Origin of the sequence: Acinetobacter sp. AS5 (assembly GCF_048957595.1) — a bacterium.
Taxonomy (GTDB): domain Bacteria; phylum Pseudomonadota; class Gammaproteobacteria; order Pseudomonadales; family Moraxellaceae; genus Acinetobacter.
On record NZ_JARDAL010000060.1, the window covers coordinates 1 to 17,944 of the forward strand.

The following is a 17,944-nucleotide window of genomic DNA, read 5'->3' on the forward strand; positions in this document are numbered from 1 at the left end:
TTAAGGAAATTCTGGCAATTTTAAGAAGACAGAAGCCTGATAGGATAAGGGTTCTGTGAAATTTGTCGTGTACAGAGCAAATAATGAATCATTTAATCATTTTCTTGATATGATCTTAGTCATGTAATTAATTTTTATCCTATATAGATACTATGTAATTGTCGGCAATCTCGTCTTGTCAGCCCAGAAAAGCTCTCCTATGATAGAGCAACAAATCATCTTTCATGATCGAAGAATAAAAAGGATAACATCCTGGGAGAAGAAAAATGCAGTATCAATATCATTGTGCCTGTTGTGAAAAAGTAGTCGACTCTACAGAAAAATCATGCTCAAACTGCGGCTCACATCATATTCGCAGCCCTTTTGGTTTCTGGGTTTTGTGTCTAGTAGCCTGCCTCGTTACAGCAATTGTGTTTAAAGTGGTGCATTTGTATGTGCAGTCACAACAAGAAGTTCCTGTACAACACTCATTATTGGATGTTTTAAAAGAAGAAGATAAAGGACTTCGCTAAATTTATTCATCTGACAGTAAAGACCTGTTGGTTCAAACAGGTCTTTTTATTAATCTTGAATAATTCAAATAGCGATGGGGAAAATAGCCTCATCAAATCCAGATTTGATTTACAATAGCTGTGGTTTTGAATGAGAGGTGTGCTATGGTTCAGTTAATTAAAAAAGGTGGATTGCGTGAGCGCGCCAACCGTAGCCGCAGTTATCAAGGCTCTGAAAATACTGAAACCACCTTAAAGCCTAATCGTTATCAAACTGCGGTTAAAACACCAGACAATGCAGCCTCTCCTGCCCCGACCTCACCAACTTCTCCAGCATTAAATGAAGATATACCACTTAATTCATTAGAATAAGTGCGTCATACCATAACCACAATGCAAATAGCAGAAATAGTCCGCCTGAAATCATATCAATATAACTCCCCGAACGCTGGTACAAGGTTTTAATTTTTGGTTGGGAAATCAACAGCATCAATAAAGCAAAGGTGATAAAGGTCTGCAAAGGAATAATCACTGCGAGCTGTGTTTTCAAATAATCTGAAGCAGATGAACTTAAGGCCAGTGAAAATACGCTACTAAAATAGATCAGTGTTTTTGGATTAGAAAGATTGGTCCATAAGCCCAACATAAAATAGTTTTTAGCTTGCACCTGTCCATTCGTATCGTCGTCGGTCTGATGTCTATTTTTAAAGCTATGCACACCACCCTTTAACATGGCCCATCCCATCTTCGCCAGGAACATGCCACCCAAAAGCATTAAGGCGTGCTGGATCCATGGAAACTGGCCAATTAACACAGTAAAACCCGCAAGTGTCAGTACTACCCAAACCACGATACCGGCAGAGATCCCTGCAATAATTTTCAGGGCATTCTGGCGTGTGGTGGATGCAGCACTTTTGGCAATAAGTAAGATATCGGGGCCGGGACTGAGTTGAGCAACAAAATGCAGGAGACAGATCGTAAAAAGCAGAGACATTAAAATAAGGTAAATTTATAAAAATATATTATAACGTTTGTTCAAAGAGATTAGAAAGCTCCAATAAAAAACCGAATCATCAGATTCGGCTTAAATAGAATTTTTTAAATAAAACATTTATTTTGGATTGATATCTTTCATTTCAATTTTTTTCGCCTCAGGTCTCACTTCACGTGCTTCACCATCAATAATGTTGGAATCACCGCGACCTGATTGCTGATTTTGCATATCCTGCATTTGACGCATCATCTCGGCAAATGGGTTCTGGCCTTGTGCACCACCCATATCGCCCATCATGCCACCCATCATTTTTTCCATCATGAGTTGCTGACGTTTCATCATCGCTTTCATTATAGCAGCCTTAAAAACCTGCTGAACCGCTGGAATGAGCATCAATACTGCCAATACGTCGGTAATCAATCCAGGAATAAGCAGAAAGAAACCTGCCAGAATTTTAGGTAAATTTCCTGTTAATGCAGGATCTGCACTCATCTGTCCCATCTGCATTTGCTGCATTTGTGGTATTACACCGGCCGAGTATTTACGGATCAGATTCATACCAATAAAAAATGCGGCTACAAACCAGAAAAATACGTACCACATGCTCCCGACGAGGTCACCCACGCCAATCCAGACAAATACTTCTAGGATTAAGCCTGCAAGGATAATAAGAAATAATTTCATGAAAATTAATCTAATCTCAGTAAAATAAATAATAGGATGCTGGAATCAACTGCTTCATCAGGATCAAGCTTTTTTGATACGCTTATGTAACAATATGGGCATTATTCTATTTTTAAAGTGCGGGCATGTCATTAATTATTGGGATTGACCCCGGTTCTCGTTTAACCGGTTACGGAATTATCGAAAAAGACGGCTCCAAACTGACTTTTGTTGATGCCGGCACCATCAGAACAGAAACAACAGAAATGCCTGAACGTTTAAAACGTATCTTTGCCGGCGTGGAGCGCATTGTAAAATTTTATGGTCCCACTGAAGCTGCGGTAGAACAGGTCTTTATGGCACAAAATCCGGATTCTGCCTTAAAACTCGGTCAGGCCCGTGGTGCTGCTGTTGCGGCACTGGTCAATCTGGATTTGAAAGTCGCTGAATATACTGCGCGCCAGATCAAGCAGTCGGTGGTGGGTTATGGCGCTGCGGATAAAGAACAGGTGCAGATGATGGTGATGAATATTCTAAAACTCAGCATCAAACCGCAGCAGGATGCCGCCGATGCTTTAGCTGCTGCTATTTGTCATGCCCACGCCTCAGGAAGTATGAGTAAAATGGCGGTATTGAATGCGTTGGGCGGTATGGCACGCGGCCGGAGTCGCGTCAGTAGCCGTCGTCGATAAGGTTTAACGCAATATTATAAAGTCTTGAACATCTAGCTCAGATTCCAGATACTCTTGCATAACAGATTTTACAGTTGCACGAGCAGGCCCTTGCCAACTTCGTGCAATCATTTCGCTAAGTTGTGAATCTGTTCCAACAATAACCGCCTCCACCTCACCTGTGCTCAAGTTCTTCACATATCCTTTCAGTCCAAGTGCTTGAGCCTGCTCGGCAAACCAGTAACGGTATCCGACTCCTTGGACTTGGCCTGAAATATTCAGTTTGATGACTGGCACACTATTCTCCTTAGCGATTCACCACCTGATAAATCGCATGCTTCATATCCTGCGCCTGCAAACCTCGTTCGCCATTTTTGGCCAGTTCATCACCTGCAAGTGCATGCAGCGTCACAATTTCATGCAAATGAATTTTTTGTTTAAATTGTGCCTTTAGACTAGCAATCATGCCGGCCAGCACATCTCCCATTCCACCCGTCCCCATACCGGCATTTCCAGCTGTGCATATATAAAGTTTTTCTTCCAGAATCAGGCTGCCTGAACCTTTTAGCACCCATTGTCCCTGATATTTTTGTTGCAGGGCATGAATGGCTGCAATCCGATCCATTTCAACTTCCGCAGTGCTACATGCTAGCAAAGTTGCAGCTTCTCCTGGATGTGGTGTGGCATAAGTCTGGGAATTCAAAACTTGAGGCTGCTTGGCCAGAAACCATAAGGCATCCGCATCCAAAACAACCTCCAGATCAGATTGCTGAGTCAGCTCAAACCAAGCTGTATATTGTTGCTCTGACCAAGAATCACGACCTAATCCCATGCCAAAACAGACTGCATCGACCTGCTGAATCAGTGCTTGGCGTTGCTCCTGAGTTAAAAGATTGATATCACGCAGCATAATATTTGGCGCACGTGACAAAATCGCGGTGTGGTGTTTTGCATCACAAACGATCGTCACTTTACCTGCTCCGGCAGCAAATGCTGCTTCAGCAGCCATAATCACTGCTCCGCCCATATCGGCATGTCCACCAATCACCAGAACATGACCATAACTGCCTTTATGACCAAAGGCTTCACGCTTGGGCAATTGAATCTGATGTGATGAAAGACAAGCAATTGGTTGAAGCTCAGTATCTGTCGGGATAGCAGAAATCAGTTCGATCTTGCCCGCATATTCTTTGCCTTGTCCGGTAAACAGTCCTGCCTTGAGCCCCAAACCCGTGAAAGTATAGTCAGCTTTGATCGCAGCAGGCAAAGGCTGGCCGGTATTGGCATCCAATCCACTCGGAATATCAATTGAGATTTTGAGTCCAGTTTGCTGATTGATCGTTTGAATAACATTTTGCCAGTCAGAATCCAGCTGACGGTTTAGACCAATTCCGAATAAGGCATCGATATAGACCTCATATTCAGATTGAAAATTAAAATGTGAATAAGGCTGCAAACCGGCTTGCTTGGCTTCCTGCACAGCCGATGCCAGATCTTTGGAACTGCCCAGTTCAGCTGCATAAATATCAACTTGAAAACCGGCTTGTTTTAAATATTTGGCCACCAGATAACCATCGCCGGCATTATTGCCCTGACCACAGCAGACAGCGATTTTTTTTATTTTTTGCTGGGAAAATAAAGTGATCAGCCGCTGGCTAATCCCCCAGGCAACTTGTTGCATTAAACCGTAGGAACTATTTTGCTGCTGAAACCAGCGCTGCTCCCATGCTTGTAGATCGCGGCTATGGTAAACTTGTTGCTGCATTTCTTATTCCCTGTCTTTGGTTTATGACAACTCCCGATTCTCACGCGCAAATTCAAGTTTATCAACAAGATCCAGCTGAGCTAAAAGCATGGATTAAAGCGCAGGCTTTAGAATTGGGTTTTTCTGATTGTGTCATTGCCAAACCGGATGCTCAAGCAGAATTAGCACGCTTACAGGAATATCTGGATCGTGGTTATCATGGTGACATGAAGTTTCTGGAAGAGAATTTGGAAAAACGTGCCAATCCCACTTTGCTAGTTCCCGGCACACGCAGCATTATATGTGTGCGTATGGATTATCTGGTCGAGGTACCAGAACCACGTTATATCTCTTATGCACCCAACTCTGCCATTATCGCGCGTTATGCCCGTGGCCGAGATTATCACAAAACCATGCGGGGTCGCCTGAAAACTCTGGCGACAAAAATCCGGGAAAAAGTCGGAGATTTTGAATCACGCCCATTTGCCGATTCTGCGCCAATTTTTGAAAAATCGCTGGCTGAAAGTGCCGGTATGGGCTGGACAGGTAAACACACCCTTCTGATTCATAAAACATCAGGCTCATTCTTTGTTTTGGGTGAATTGTTTACTTCACTGGAACTGCCCTTTGATGAACCTGCGACGAAACATTGTGGCTCCTGTACTGCCTGTATCGACATCTGTCCGACTCAAGCGATTGTCGAACCGTACATGCTGGATGCACGACGCTGTATCGCCTATCTGACGATCGAATATAAAGGCATTATTCCAGAAGATTTACGACGCGGAATTGGCAACCGTGTTTTTGGTTGTGATGACTGCCAACTGATTTGTCCCTGGAACAGTTTTGCCCAAGTCACCTCGATAGAGGATTTTCATCCGCGTCATGGTCTGGATCAGGTGAGTTTACTGGATTTATGGCAATGGGATGAAGCGACCTTTTTAAGTGCCACTGAAGGCAGCCCGATGCGTCGTACCGGTTATCAAAGCTTTATGCGCAATATCGCCATTGGTTTGGGCAATGCGCCCTTTGATGGGCAAATTATTCAGGCACTCCAGCAACAGCGTGATCAGCATGATGAAATTGTGCAGGTACATATCGATTGGGCGATTCAAGAACAACTGGCAAAATCCAGCTAATTTTCTATCACTATTAAAATATATTTCAACTTTACCTAGATTCACAGTTTCACTTAAAAGCCTTACACACCCGTGTTTCAGACTATGGCATAAATAAAAATAGTCAGAAATGAAGTGGAGGAAAGATGATGTCATCAAAAAATCCAAATCAAAAACTGCTTGAGCAGCTTCAGCATGACCAGCAGAAGCAACAACAGCAGCAGCCGCAACATGGCCCGATTAATTCCCCAAAAAACAATCAGCATGAACAGGATGAACGAGTGCTGAACAAGCAGCATCGTGACGATCTGCAAAATCAGAATATTCATGGTGGTCATCGTGAATAAAAATTTGCAGGATTGAATATAATGACAAAGTCCACCCCGTGTGGGCTTTGTTATTTAATATAAGGTCATATTTTGCTAGTGAAGCAAAAGCTTATTTTTATTAAGATGAACTGAATGATAAATAAGCATAGACAGGGAAAGAGATGAACAGTAGTGATGCGGTACGTAATGATTGGTCACGTGAAGAAATACAAGCTCTATATCAACAGCCTTTAATGGATTTAGTGTTCCAAGCGCAACAGGTTCATCGTGAACATTTCACTGTGAATACCGTTCAGGTCAGTACCCTGCTCTCGATTAAAACAGGTAAATGCCCTGAAGACTGTAAATACTGCTCACAATCAGCGCATTATGATTCCAAACTGGAAGCTGAAAAACGCATTGCGGTCGATAAAGTGATTCAGGAAGCCAAACAGGCGCTAGCATCAGGAAGTTCACGTTTCTGTATGGGGGCTGCATGGCGCAACCCACATGAACGCGATATGCCTTATGTGCTGGAAATGGTGCGTGAAGTCAAAGCACTCGGTCTGGAAACCTGCATGACACTGGGGATGCTAAATGGATCGCAAGCTGAACGCTTGAAAGATGCGGGACTGGATTATTACAACCATAATCTGGATACTTCTCGTGAATACTATTCACATATCATCAGCACGCGTAGCTTTGATGATCGTCTGGATACTCTGGATCATGTACGTCAGGCTGGCATGAAAGTCTGTAGTGGCGGTATTGTGGGTCTGGGCGAAAGCCGTGATGACCGGATTGGTTTGTTATATGAACTTGCAACTCTGGCAATTCATCCTGAATCCGTGCCGATTAATATGTTGGTACCGATTGAAGGTACACCGATGGCAGATGTAGAAAAACTGGATGTGATTGAGTGGATTCGTACCATTGCAGTAGCACGGTTGCTGATGCCAAAAAGTTATATTCGCCTTTCTGCCGGCCGTGAATCCTTAAGCGATTCGGATCAAGCGCTAGCATTTATGGCCGGTGCCAATTCTATTTTCTCTGGCGAAAAACTGCTGACGACTCCCAATACAGCTCAGGGTCGTGATCAGCAACTTTTTGCAAAATTAGGTTTAGTTGCAGAACAGCCAAAACCGAGTGTTCGCAGTCTGGCTACAGATGCCATGGCAAGCTAACAACTGTTTAACTTGATGAACTCGCAGAAAAGTTATGTGCAGTAATTAAAATGCCATAACGGGCATTCAGATAATCTCCGACTCGGATTTGATCTACTCCATTGGCATGATGCACCATCAGCGCTTGCGTGACTGCATCATAGCTAAAGGAGTCATAACTATCTTGATGCAGGCTGAGCCAGTGCAGCGTATCTGCCAGGTTGCTGTCGACGATATAGGTATCTGCATGAAAATCTTTACTCATATGCCTGTTCATCGTGATGAAATTTCCCTTTAATTTTAACGGAAATTAGCCCATAACAAGCATAAAAAAGTGAGCCATTGCTCACTTTTCTTGCAAAAACTTTAGTCCTTATTCGTACCGCACTTACGACACTCCCTGTGTTCCCCGATTTCTTGCATTTGCTCATATTCATAAATATGCAAACAAAACAATTTTCTTAAAAGCTGAAGCATCATTGAAACTCCTGTTTAATCATTTTTTTAATACGCTTCTTAAGATATTCCGTCCTGAAACATCATGATTTTTGACTAAAAAATCATCTCATATTAATTAGCATAATTTTTTCAGTTGTAAAATGCATTTCATCTACTTTTCACTTTTTTTGCAGATATTCTTTGAACTACATCACAATTATTTCATAAATATGAACTTTTTTTGATTAAAGAGGATGTTTATGGAATTTAGATAACAAAAGTAATATCTGAGGGAGATGCTTTTTTATTAAACTGGTAACGAAGAATCTTTATTGAAAGGCAAACTAGAAAAGTTCATTATCAGTGGAGGCAACCCATTTTAAGCCCTTCGAGATAAGAACGACGATCAATTAAGTGAATTGCTTACTTCAGATTTCATAATATCCAAAAACAAAAAACCCCTTACGATTAATGCACGTAAGGGGTTGTTTTATATGGTGGGCCCAGACAGACGAAAACTATTACCTACCCTATTGTTTTTATTAAATTAATTTATTTTTAAAAATTACAGGATACAAGCTAGGATACATAGTTTAACTGTTTCTTTTTTGATCAATTAAGCTTTTTTCACCACCAAACTCCCCTACCACATCGCTAATTCATTGAATTTTGACAATACACAGCTTCTTGGTAAAAGAGGAACCAACATCAATATAATGGCAATTATCGATTTGAGTATGCTCTTTTACAATGGTATGACCTAGATATATTTCATCAATATTTTCGACAACATCATAGTGAGCGGAATGCTGACGAATTCGTCCTCTCCCCCACAGCGCGTTCGCATAAGCAGAACTGACACCTGAAATCTTGTAGTCACCTTGTGCAATATCGTGCTTAAAGGCATTCCAATCATGAATATCAATATCAGCATGAACAATACCTACCTTTTTATTTTTCAGCTCAACTTCAATCACCAATGGTAACTTTGCTAACTGATCAATAATTCGCTGTCGTGTCTTTTGAAATTGTCTATAAAACCATGCTCCCCCATTCCTTGCATGCATGTCTTTCATTTTAGGATCATGCTGTCCTCGAATACACATTTCTTCATGATTACCGCGCACAGTCAAAAACCATTTTTGATCGAGTAATGAAATACATTCTAAATTTTCAGTACCTCTGTCAATGATATCTCCTGTACATATCAGTAGATCATTTTCAAAATCAAAATTCTTTAGATGAAGCTCTTGCATTAGAAGACTGTAAGATCCGTGAAGATCTCCAACGATATAAACTGAATTATAATTTTGGTTTACAAGTATCTTTATTATATCGTTCATGCTATGAATAAAACCTTCTACGAATTTTGAATCACATTATAGAACATGACCACCACAGCCTCCGATTCATTACAAAATATTGTTATTTATACAAATAATAAAATTTCACTTGATTTTTATAAGCCATTTGAAGATGGACTAAACCCTATATTATTTACAGTTAAAACTTTAGAACAGATCCCTAGAAAGACTGAAAATAAAATCCATATTGTCATCTTGGAGTCCTGTGATGAACTTAGCAATCTACAAATAAATTGCAATAAAATTCATCTTATCATGCCTACATGTTCAAAGAATAAATTAGAAAATGATCTACATGCCTTAATATTTAAGTACGAGCAGTCGATGACTTCTCAACAAGCTTTAGAAAATCTTTACCATAGTTTTATTAAGTTCTATTGCTCGGCTGAATATTATCTTGATCCTCAGGATTTTTTTAATTCTGACTCATATAAAGATGGATATCGATACATCAATATCCATGAAATATTGCAAGATAATGTTAGTTATGAACAACAACTCCATACCTACCTTAATACGATATCGAATACTGAAACAGTATCCTTCAATTTTTCAATAGGCTATGAATTCTCTTCTGAATCTAGCTATTTACAGCGGATAGAAAATACTGTTGATCATTTAACATATGCAAAAGATAGAGATGTGTTCTTTAGCGTTGTGCTTTCAAAGTATCCACTATCAGATAATAGGTTAGCTATCGTACATTTGAGTCAATAGTCTCTAATGGCTTAATTTTTTCATATCAAAACCGATTAATTCATCATTATCTAGATCAAAAGGAAGAACCAATATCTCTGGATTTTTCCCTTGATCTCTTTCATGCTTATTTAACTGAAACTCTGGTAAAGCTTCATTAAATTTTATACTTTTTGGATAAATCAAAACTATTGGACTATCGTGTTCAAGGTACATATAACTATAAGCAAACATTTGCTGCATATCACCATCGCTGATTCCATAACGCTGATCTTCACTATTCTGATCCAATAATTTCCATTTCGTATCTAGAATCATATTGCTATGTGTATCTTTTTTAGCTTTAAAATAAATGTCTGGTCGAAGATTAAATCTATCTTTTCCATTATGATGGCACAAATATTTATTACTCTTCTGCCTTTGGATTTGGTAATGCTCTGAGTATTGTTCTTCTAGCTTACTCAGCACATAAGCTTCAAATAACTTTTCCATCGGAAACAGCAAACTCATTCCATGCCATTCACCATGTAATGCAGATGGTGTCTGCTCTCCTAGGACTATTTCACACCAGACTTTGATTGGTTCATATTGAGCATATAAACGACCTGATTTCCATTGGGGAAAGTCTAAACGCGGCAATCTACTCGTTGGCACCTCACTCAATTTAAGACGGATTTCATTTGCCAATCGCCAATTATCAGTATTTTTTGTGAGTTTACAGATTTTTTCTAATGCAGTTTTAATAAGACGATTTGGCGCGGTATTTAAAGAAAAAATATCATGTTCAATCGGAAAACGATGTTGCTCGGTCACTGGTTGAGTCAGATATCTTTGGATATTCAATTTACCTTTCAAATAGGCACTTTGCTCTGCAACACATTGATATTCAGACCTTACACCTCGCTGAAGCAATAGGTTGCATGCCTCCAAAAAGCGACTCATGATCCATTCACTCAAAGGTAAATCTAACTTATCCAATGAGGCTGAGCCTGCTTCTCGAGGGGATGGAAGCTTCCATAAGGCTCGCAGCATTTTTCTGAGTAATGCACGTTCTTTTTTAATTACGTTTTCTATTTCTTTGTGGAATTCCTGACTCTTACTATCTTCCTGTTGAACTGGTAGCTCTATATGCTTGGGTAAAATCTCAATGGTATGACCACATGGTGTTTGAATAATACCGACATAGTTATCGACTTTTATTTTACGTCTGCCTTCTAACTCAAAAATGGCAGCACCATTTTTTTTAGCTTGGCTAGAAAGCTCACATAAATAATCGAATACCGAAGTAGGGACGCAGATATGATCTAGTCCTATTACATAAGGTTGGTTAGTGCCATAGTCTTCAATGACACCGTATTCACGCAAACTGAGCACAATTATGAGGCCTCTTCATCTGTAATCTCTGGTTTTGGAATTTTATAGTCTTTCTTCGGTCTTATAATTTGATTTAAAGCATTTATCTTTTTTTCTAATGGAGCATTCTTAAATAAATACTTATATACATCCCAATTTCGTTTTGTTAGATGCTCAATTTCACTAGGATTCATCGATGGAAATAATGATGAATCCAAGTTTATTGTATAAACCATGCCATTTTCACCTAGTACTAAGTTGATCTTAGTCCAGTCATCAAAAAAGTATTCTTGCAATAATGGGATTATTCTTTTTTCAAAAATTGTCATCAATAATTCTAAACTTGGTTCTTCTATTAACGAGGTAAAATACGCATGACCAATACAGTGGTCTCGATCTAATAAAACCTTAATACGCTTGTTCATGGTTTCCAAGATAGCTTGAACACTTACTCCTTCAATATCTATACCGCTTAATACATCAGGCTTGGGCATCATTTCAATAAATTCAAAACGCCGTCTTAAGGCGATATCAACTGAAGTTAATGAGCGGTCAGAACTATTCATTGTTCCAATAATATAAAGGTTATTTGGTACACTAAATGGCTCATTAGAATATGGTAATGTAACTTCTAGACCTTCTAGTTCTTCTGACTTTCCTTCTCTTTTTGATTCTTCAATTAATGTGATCAACTCACCAAAAATCTTTGAAACATTCCCACGATTAATTTCATCAATAATCAAAACATAATTTTCATTTGGATTGTTTTTTGCTCGTTCACAAATATTTTTAAAAACACCAGATTCAACGTCATAATTTAATTGTCCCTCTACTCTCTTAACTTTGATGCCTTCAATAAAGTCTTCATAACCATAACTTTGGTGAAAAGTAACAAAACTGATTTTACCTTCATCAACTAAAACTTTGTATTGTTCAACAATAGTGGATCTAGACCTTTCTAAATCTTCACTCCACCACTCGGGTACTACTATTTGTAGAGCCTTACTGATAGTTACATATGTTTTACCTGTGCCGGCTGGACCATATAAAATCTGATTAAGAGGAAAATCTAAATTATTTATATTTTCATCTAATTCAGAAGATTCATTCTCATCCGATTTATTTTTATCTTTTCCATTTTTACATCTCTCAGACTCTACTTCACAAACTGCTTGATAATACAATTCATAGAGTTCTTTATTTTCAAACCTATTTTTTATTTCCGTTATAGCAGTACAGTAGTCTGTCCATACTTTTGATGCTTTTTCTACGTTATTAACAGAAATATCTGTGTAGTTAATACCATACTTATTAAGAAACTTCGTACCTATAGAATTTAAAGGAAAAAACAAATCTGGCCGGCAACGGCTCAATCCTGTAGAAAGCTTATTAATTCCGATAGATGCATTGGGTAAAATACCTAAAACTTGATCTTTTATTGAATCGATATCTTCATTCTGAATTTCGACAACATCTTTAAATAAGTTCCATAAGTTAGGGATAATTTTTACCGATCTTTCTACTATTATTTTGTTTTTTTCATTTGCCTTATATGGATAAAACCACACACTTTGAGCATCTGAACCGTACCGGGTTTGTCGGAGACTTTTTTATTTAAGTTAGGCCACCTGACCTAACGGATTAATTTTATCATAGTACATTGCTTCAAAATCAAAAGGTGGCACATAACCTAGTGCACTATGTACACGCTCTTTATTGAACCAATCTACCCAATTTAATGTCGCAAGTTGTACATCCGCTAAACCTTGCCAATCTGCTTTTAAATATTCAATCACCTCTGTTTTGTATAAGCCATTCACTGTTTCAGCCAAAGCATTATCGTATGAATCACCGGTCGTACCGACTGATGCTCGTAAATTTGCTGCTTCTAAACGATTGGTATAACGAATGGAAAGATATTGCACACCTCTGTCACTATGATGAATCACGTTCTTTGGCATGCCTCGATCATGCAATGCTTGCTCCAGTGCATCGAGCACCATGTCTGTATTCATCCGTGTTGATACTTTCCATCCAACAATTGCTCGCGAGAACACATCAATAATAAAGGCGGTATAGACCCAGCCTGAATTTGTTTGAATATACGTAAAGTCAGCGACCCACAGCTGGTCAGGGTGATCAGCACTAAAATTGCGTTTCACCAAGTCATCTGCTCGTTTTTGATCATCTCGGCTATGGGTAGTTTGTTTATTCTTACCTCGCCAAACACCTTGTATACCTAGCTTTTGCATCAATCGAGCAACTGTACAGCGTGCAATAATATAGCCTTCACGTTTCAGTTTTTGCCAAACTTTACGTACACCATATCGACCTGAACTTTCCTTCCAAATTCGTTTAATTTGTTCAGCATGATGCAAGTCATGTAGATCTCGCTTTGCTCGATGTTCTGGGTTTTCGCAGAGATCTAGAGTCCGGTAATAGGTTGAGGGTGCGATCGGTAAAATTCTACAAATCGCCTCGACTCCGTACAGCTCTTTATTATTATGGATAAAATCCACCATTATTTGTGTGGGCGGTCGAGTTCCGCCTGGGCGAAAAAAGCGGCTGCTTTACGTAGAATCTCATTGGCGCGTTGCAGTTCTTTATTTTCGCCTTCGAGTTGTTTGATACGTTCTTGGTCTGAAAGCTGCTGTACTTTAACTGGATTTAGTTTATCTAAATATTTTTGATACCAAACACGTAGTGTTTCAGGAGTACAACCTATCTTGGGAGCAATAGCGGTGATCGCAGCCCAATTCGATGGATAATCTTTTTCAGATTCAATCAATAATTGAACCGCTCTTTCTCTGATTTCAGGGGCATATTTTAATTTTGTCATCGGGATAGTCTCTCAGAATATTGACTCTCCGACAAACCCGGTACGGTTCATCAGACTCTGCAATACCTTTTAGATCAAGGTCGAAAGACTTATCTAATAAAAGTCTGTGCAATTTTTTTCTCTTTTCAGTGGTTCCTACATTGATTAAAGCTAACACTGTAAAAGGATCTATTTCGGTATGATGATTCGGATCATCAATTATTAAACCATTTTCACCTAAGATTTTATCAGGTCGAAAATTATGACTTACTTCCTCTTTAAATTTTTTTAAATCATTAGCAAGTTCGGTTTGTTTTTCTTCATACCCAAGAATATGAGGAAATACTGTTTTCCTATAAAACTCAATCCATTCATATTTTTTATCTAGAACTTCAATAGCCACTTATATATCCTTTAACTCTTAAATTAATTTATTAATGTATTCCGCTATTCATTTTGCATATGCCATTAACTGACAAAATACATTCACTAACTTCTGCTGTTTAATATTACTTGTATTACAATTTATTAAGTTGGGATTCCCCACCACGATCGCTAAAGACTGTGCTCTCGAATTCGCTACATTTAAACGGTTTTTATCAAACAAAAAATCCATTCCACGTGGTGAATCATTCGCATCACTTGCACATAAACTGAAAAACACAATAGGTGCTTCCTGGCCTTGAAACTTATCTACACTTCCCAGCTTTGCATTTTCACCTAAAGCAGATTTAAGCTTAGTCACTTGAAAATTATATGGTGCTACAAATAAAATATCATCTAAAGTAATAGGCTTTTTATTACCTTCCTTATCGGTATAAATTCGCCCAATGAGCTCATTCACAGCATGTTGAATCGCTTGAACCTCTTCATCACTCGCTTGAGTATTTCCTTCATGTTCAACGGGGATGAATACAACACCTGCTTCCTTGTTTAATACCCCCTTATAACCATCAGGGACTTGAATAACTTGCAGATCGTTAGACTTGTGTGAATTTAACTTACCCTCATAAATGGCCTGACTGATAAACTCATTTACTTTTGAATGCATTCTGTAGGTAGTGTCGAGAAAGATGCCTCGATTAGGCTCAATTGTTGGATGATCTTTTAGCAAATAATCTAAAATAGACAAACCACTATCGCCAGGGTGCGTACCTTGAGCGGGTTGTCCTAGTTGCATTTGGTCACCCATTAAAACCAAATTATGAGCTGATTGACTCATTGCAATTAAGTTTGCTACCGATACTTGCCCTGCTTCATCAATAAACAAATAATCAAATTGCTTATTTAATTCCTCACGAGAAAACCCCCACGCTGTGGTACCAACGACACATGCTCCATCAAGATATTCAACTATTTTGTCATTCTTAATTTCTGAAATTCCAAAGTTTTCAATTTCAGTATCTGTATTTTTTGTACAACAGAAATGAGCTGGAATATTTTCATTTTGGCAATACTGTGCCACACCAATCAAAAGATTATTAATTGCCTTGTGGGAATTTGAGCTAATGCCTACTTTTTTTCCTTGCTTAAGTAGTTCTGCAATAACATGCTTACCTGTAAAGGTTTTTCCTGCTCCAGGAGGTCCTTGAATCACAATATATGAGTTATCCAAATTACAAATTGCCGATTTTATTTGATCCAACTTTTCTAAGTTTTTATGGCTCGAAACAATTATTTCTCCCTTTTCTATACCCTTAATGCGTGGATAATCCCGTCTTAAAAAATGGAGAATAGCATCATCATTGAGCTGGTTTTCATAATAGCTTCGGACTACTGTTTCTATTGCTTTTGGAATAGGCTTTGGATTTACATAATCATCCGGGATTAAATGCACAACAGACAGCGGTTCTTTAAGCTGTAAGCAAATTCTGCCTTTTGAAACTGATGAATGCTCTTTTAATAATGTCGCTTTAAGATTGTTTCCCTTTTCATCTTCCTCCCCAAGAATATAAAAGCTAGTGGTATTTGCCATTTTAAATTCTTGATGAGGATCAAATGCATACTCATATGCTAAGCTTCTTGCTTTAGGAGTCGGTTTAAATGGCTCTTTGTCTGTACGAATACAGTTTACTAGACAATCAAGATCATCATAAAGCTCTTCTACTGTTAAGCCCATTCTTTCAAAAAGTCGCCAAAAAACTGGCTTAGCTTCTCTACGATGAAATTCCAGTGCCCAAGCCATGTTTTCACAAATTTGTGACTCAATTATATCGTGAGACTTAAGAGATTCTGCTTTACTCAATAATTGATCTCTTAAGTTTGTTATTGCCGTTATTTCCTCACTTAGCTCTTTTTCTACAATGTCTTTTTTTCCTACATACTGGATGCCAAATTCTTGCTGTTTCTGATGCAACCAAGCCACCAACTCTTGCGTACTATTACAATCATCAATATTGTAGTCTCGAATACTTTTCAGGACTTTTGATGTTTGCCAGATTAATCCATCTGGATTAACTCGCCAATTTTCATATACGACAACAGAATCGCCGCCGGAACCCACTTCTGTCTCACGTTTACCACGGTATAAGTGTTCTACATTTTTAATAGAATATTTAGGTTCACCAATCAGCAATCCATTTTTAACGATCTTGTACAAATCAACAAAAACTTCATTTCTTAGCAATTGATCTACTTCAAATTCGCAAACACCATAACGGCACATGAGCTTCTTACATGCAGCAATTTCATAGTTTGCATAATGGTAAATATGCATCGTAGGATCTTGCTGCCAACGTGCATAAACCCATTCGATAAATGATTTAAATGCTATTTTTTCTTCGACTTCATTGTGAGCCCAAAAATCTATAAATTTACGCTCACCTTTTTCATCGAAATATGTACATCCCCACAAGTACTCAAGCCCCCCTTCAATTAAAGGAAATCCCTCGATATCAAAGTACACATCATTTTCAGAGTGCTGAGGTAATAGTGCCAATCCTAGTTTTTCATGAGTGTTAATGATTTCAAATAAAGGCGTTGCAAGCCCTTCACTTTTTCGCTGAATTTGGGCCTGAGCTTTTAATCTTTTATATACATCAGTATTCAAGCTCTTAATGCTTGGCTTATCACTATTAATCAAGTCTTGCATCGTCTGAATACCATCAGCATTCAGCTTCTTGATTTGCGAGCGTGTAATTGTGGCGACTTGTGAAAGGTGATCTACCTCTTTGAGCAATTGTTTTGCATAGTTATTCCAACACCCCCATGACTTAGAATCAGAAGGATTGGGGCGATTTTCCAAATCGAATTTTTCATGCAATTGCAAAAAGGCATTTTTTACGGATCGATAGTAATAGTAAAACTCTTGTGTTCTCAATCTCTGTTGAGTTTGATCACCTAAAATAATGACAAAATCATCCGAATAACGACCTTGAATAGCTGCAATCATTTCCTGATAGCAACACAATTGAATGGTGTAATATGGTTGTAATGATTTTGAAAGTTTGGTGTCCCAAATTTCATAATGATAGTCCCCAAGTTGACTAGAACCTGGAACCTTGACTAAAAAATCAGCAAATCCTGTAAACTGATCTTGACTTAAACAAGCCTGGAAAACAACATCTGCACCTTCTTTCATGGCCTGTATCGTTGCAGCCTTCTTATCTGAGCTTAATCCTATATCTTCAATTGTTAAGCCTTGTCGTTTCAATCCTTCCAACACAGATGATTCGTGCTCTGCACCTTTATCCTGGAGCATAAGCATCATTGCATCATCTTGATCTTTAAAATCTAAAGCTTCAGGAGAAATAAGACTGAAATGTTCCATCCAGGAAGCAAAAGGACTTTCTAAAAACAAAATCAAATCTGAGGGAGAAAAAATTAAATTATCATTGTGCAGTTTCATATTTACCCCAAATATTTTTATAAAGTACTAAAAAATGGATACTACTATAAACATATGATAATTATTACTATTATTTAGTCTTATGAATTAGCCCCAGTACTTTTGTATTTTTCCAGCTTTTCTTATTTTCAGATGCAAAAGTGTGGCATTACTGACGCAAAAGTACGGTATTGATGATCCAAAAGTTTGGCATTACTGAGGCTTTGTTGCACAAAGATTTGAAATGCAAAGCGCCCCTAATTGAGCCAAATTTAAGGCGTAACTTGGGTAAGTGGT

At 38.5% G+C, this 17,944-nt stretch carries 18 protein-coding genes and 1 other annotated feature; of the genes, 7 read left to right on the forward strand and 11 right to left on the reverse strand.

The annotated features are described in order from the left end of the window. Positions 1 to 266 precede the first annotated feature (266 nt). Both PV763_RS15390 and PV763_RS15395 read left to right on the forward strand, forming a co-directional pair. Positions 267 to 512 (forward strand): hypothetical protein, encoded by a 246-nt coding sequence (locus PV763_RS15390; protein ID WP_314136484.1) that lies wholly within the window; start codon positions 267 to 269, stop codon positions 510 to 512. Between the two features lie 144 nt (positions 513 to 656). Next, positions 657 to 863 carry a hypothetical protein gene (locus tag PV763_RS15395; RefSeq protein WP_314136486.1) on the forward strand — a complete coding sequence of 69 codons (207 nt, stop codon included), beginning with the start codon at positions 657 to 659 and terminating at the stop codon, positions 861 to 863. Here PV763_RS15395 and PV763_RS15400 read toward each other — a convergent pair. Beyond that, complete coding sequence (locus PV763_RS15400; protein ID WP_311203897.1) at positions 847 to 1,485, reverse strand: LysE family transporter; 639 nt, start codon at positions 1,483 to 1,485, stop codon at positions 847 to 849. The genes PV763_RS15395 and PV763_RS15400 overlap by 17 nt on opposite strands. Positions 1,486 to 1,602: 117 nt before the next feature. Further along, positions 1,603 to 2,169 carry an FxsA family protein gene (locus PV763_RS15405; protein ID WP_314136488.1) on the reverse strand — a complete coding sequence of 189 codons (567 nt, stop codon included), beginning with the start codon at positions 2,167 to 2,169 and terminating at the stop codon, positions 1,603 to 1,605. A gap of 125 nt (positions 2,170 to 2,294) precedes the next feature. Between PV763_RS15405 and ruvC the strand changes: the two genes are divergently transcribed. Then, entirely contained in the window at positions 2,295 to 2,840 is a 546-nt protein-coding gene (ruvC, locus tag PV763_RS15410) for a crossover junction endodeoxyribonuclease RuvC (protein ID WP_004278925.1), read from the forward strand. A gap of 3 nt (positions 2,841 to 2,843) precedes the next feature. Here the strand turns inward: ruvC and PV763_RS15415 are convergent, their stop codons facing one another. Beyond that, a complete protein-coding gene (locus tag PV763_RS15415; RefSeq protein ID WP_253147544.1) occupies positions 2,844 to 3,116 on the reverse strand; it encodes an acylphosphatase in 273 nt (90 codons plus the stop codon). A 10-nt stretch (positions 3,117 to 3,126) separates the two neighbouring features. Continuing rightward, the gene (locus PV763_RS15420; protein ID WP_314136491.1) at positions 3,127 to 4,584 is read right to left on the reverse strand and encodes an NAD(P)H-hydrate dehydratase; all 1,458 of its coding nucleotides are present in this window, start codon (positions 4,582 to 4,584) and stop codon (positions 3,127 to 3,129) included. A 23-nt stretch (positions 4,585 to 4,607) separates the two neighbouring features. Here PV763_RS15420 and queG point away from each other — a divergent pair, with 23 nt between their 5' ends. From queG to bioB, 3 genes are all read left to right on the forward strand, one after another. Further along, on the forward strand, positions 4,608 to 5,702 hold the full coding sequence (gene queG, locus PV763_RS15425) for a tRNA epoxyqueuosine(34) reductase QueG (RefSeq protein ID WP_314136493.1): 1,095 nt from the start codon (positions 4,608 to 4,610) through the stop codon (positions 5,700 to 5,702). Positions 5,703 to 5,827: 125 nt separating this feature from the next. Further along, positions 5,828 to 6,028 (forward strand): hypothetical protein, encoded by a 201-nt coding sequence (locus PV763_RS15430; RefSeq protein WP_314136495.1) that lies wholly within the window; start codon positions 5,828 to 5,830, stop codon positions 6,026 to 6,028. Positions 6,029 to 6,171: 143 nt separating this feature from the next. After that, positions 6,172 to 7,173 (forward strand): biotin synthase BioB, encoded by a 1,002-nt coding sequence (bioB, locus tag PV763_RS15435; RefSeq protein ID WP_314136497.1) that lies wholly within the window; start codon positions 6,172 to 6,174, stop codon positions 7,171 to 7,173. Between the two features lie 7 nt (positions 7,174 to 7,180). Here the strand turns inward: bioB and PV763_RS15440 are convergent, their stop codons facing one another. Both PV763_RS15440 and PV763_RS15445 read right to left on the reverse strand, forming a co-directional pair. Next, complete coding sequence (locus PV763_RS15440) at positions 7,181 to 7,417, reverse strand: hypothetical protein (RefSeq protein WP_034436202.1); 237 nt, start codon at positions 7,415 to 7,417, stop codon at positions 7,181 to 7,183. An 832-nt stretch (positions 7,418 to 8,249) separates the two neighbouring features. Continuing rightward, positions 8,250 to 8,933 (reverse strand): metallophosphoesterase, encoded by a 684-nt coding sequence (locus PV763_RS15445; protein WP_420938163.1) that lies wholly within the window; start codon positions 8,931 to 8,933, stop codon positions 8,250 to 8,252. A gap of 45 nt (positions 8,934 to 8,978) precedes the next feature. Here PV763_RS15445 and PV763_RS15450 point away from each other — a divergent pair, with 45 nt between their 5' ends. Beyond that, complete coding sequence (locus PV763_RS15450; RefSeq protein WP_420938164.1) at positions 8,979 to 9,671, forward strand: hypothetical protein; 693 nt, start codon at positions 8,979 to 8,981, stop codon at positions 9,669 to 9,671. A 3-nt stretch (positions 9,672 to 9,674) separates the two neighbouring features. Here PV763_RS15450 and PV763_RS15455 read toward each other — a convergent pair whose 3' ends face one another. From PV763_RS15455 to PV763_RS15475, 5 genes are all read right to left on the reverse strand, one after another. Beyond that, entirely contained in the window at positions 9,675 to 11,024 is a 1,350-nt protein-coding gene (locus tag PV763_RS15455; protein ID WP_420938165.1) for an McrC family protein, read from the reverse strand. A 2-nt stretch (positions 11,025 to 11,026) separates the two neighbouring features. Beyond that, positions 11,027 to 12,571 carry an McrB family protein gene (locus tag PV763_RS15460; RefSeq protein WP_420938166.1) on the reverse strand — a complete coding sequence of 515 codons (1,545 nt, stop codon included), beginning with the start codon at positions 12,569 to 12,571 and terminating at the stop codon, positions 11,027 to 11,029. 51 nt (positions 12,572 to 12,622) lie between these two features. Next, positions 12,623 to 13,842, reverse strand: a protein-coding gene (locus PV763_RS15465) for an IS3 family transposase (RefSeq protein WP_420938167.1) whose coding sequence is annotated in 2 segments (ribosomal slippage) — positions 12,623 to 13,566 and positions 13,566 to 13,842 — 1,221 coding nt in all. Because the reading frame shifts where the segments join, the coding sequence is not laid out codon by codon here. Continuing rightward, positions 13,451 to 13,567: a sequence feature (AL1L pseudoknot), on the reverse strand. (Overlaps the previous gene by 117 nt.) Then, on the reverse strand, positions 13,817 to 14,224 hold the full coding sequence (locus PV763_RS15470; RefSeq protein WP_420938168.1) for a hypothetical protein: 408 nt from the start codon (positions 14,222 to 14,224) through the stop codon (positions 13,817 to 13,819). The genes PV763_RS15465 and PV763_RS15470 overlap by 26 nt, the downstream gene beginning before the upstream one ends. 48 nt (positions 14,225 to 14,272) lie before the next feature. Continuing rightward, on the reverse strand, positions 14,273 to 17,668 hold the full coding sequence (locus PV763_RS15475) for a TM0106 family RecB-like putative nuclease (protein WP_420938169.1): 3,396 nt from the start codon (positions 17,666 to 17,668) through the stop codon (positions 14,273 to 14,275). Positions 17,669 to 17,944: the final 276 nt, after the last annotated feature.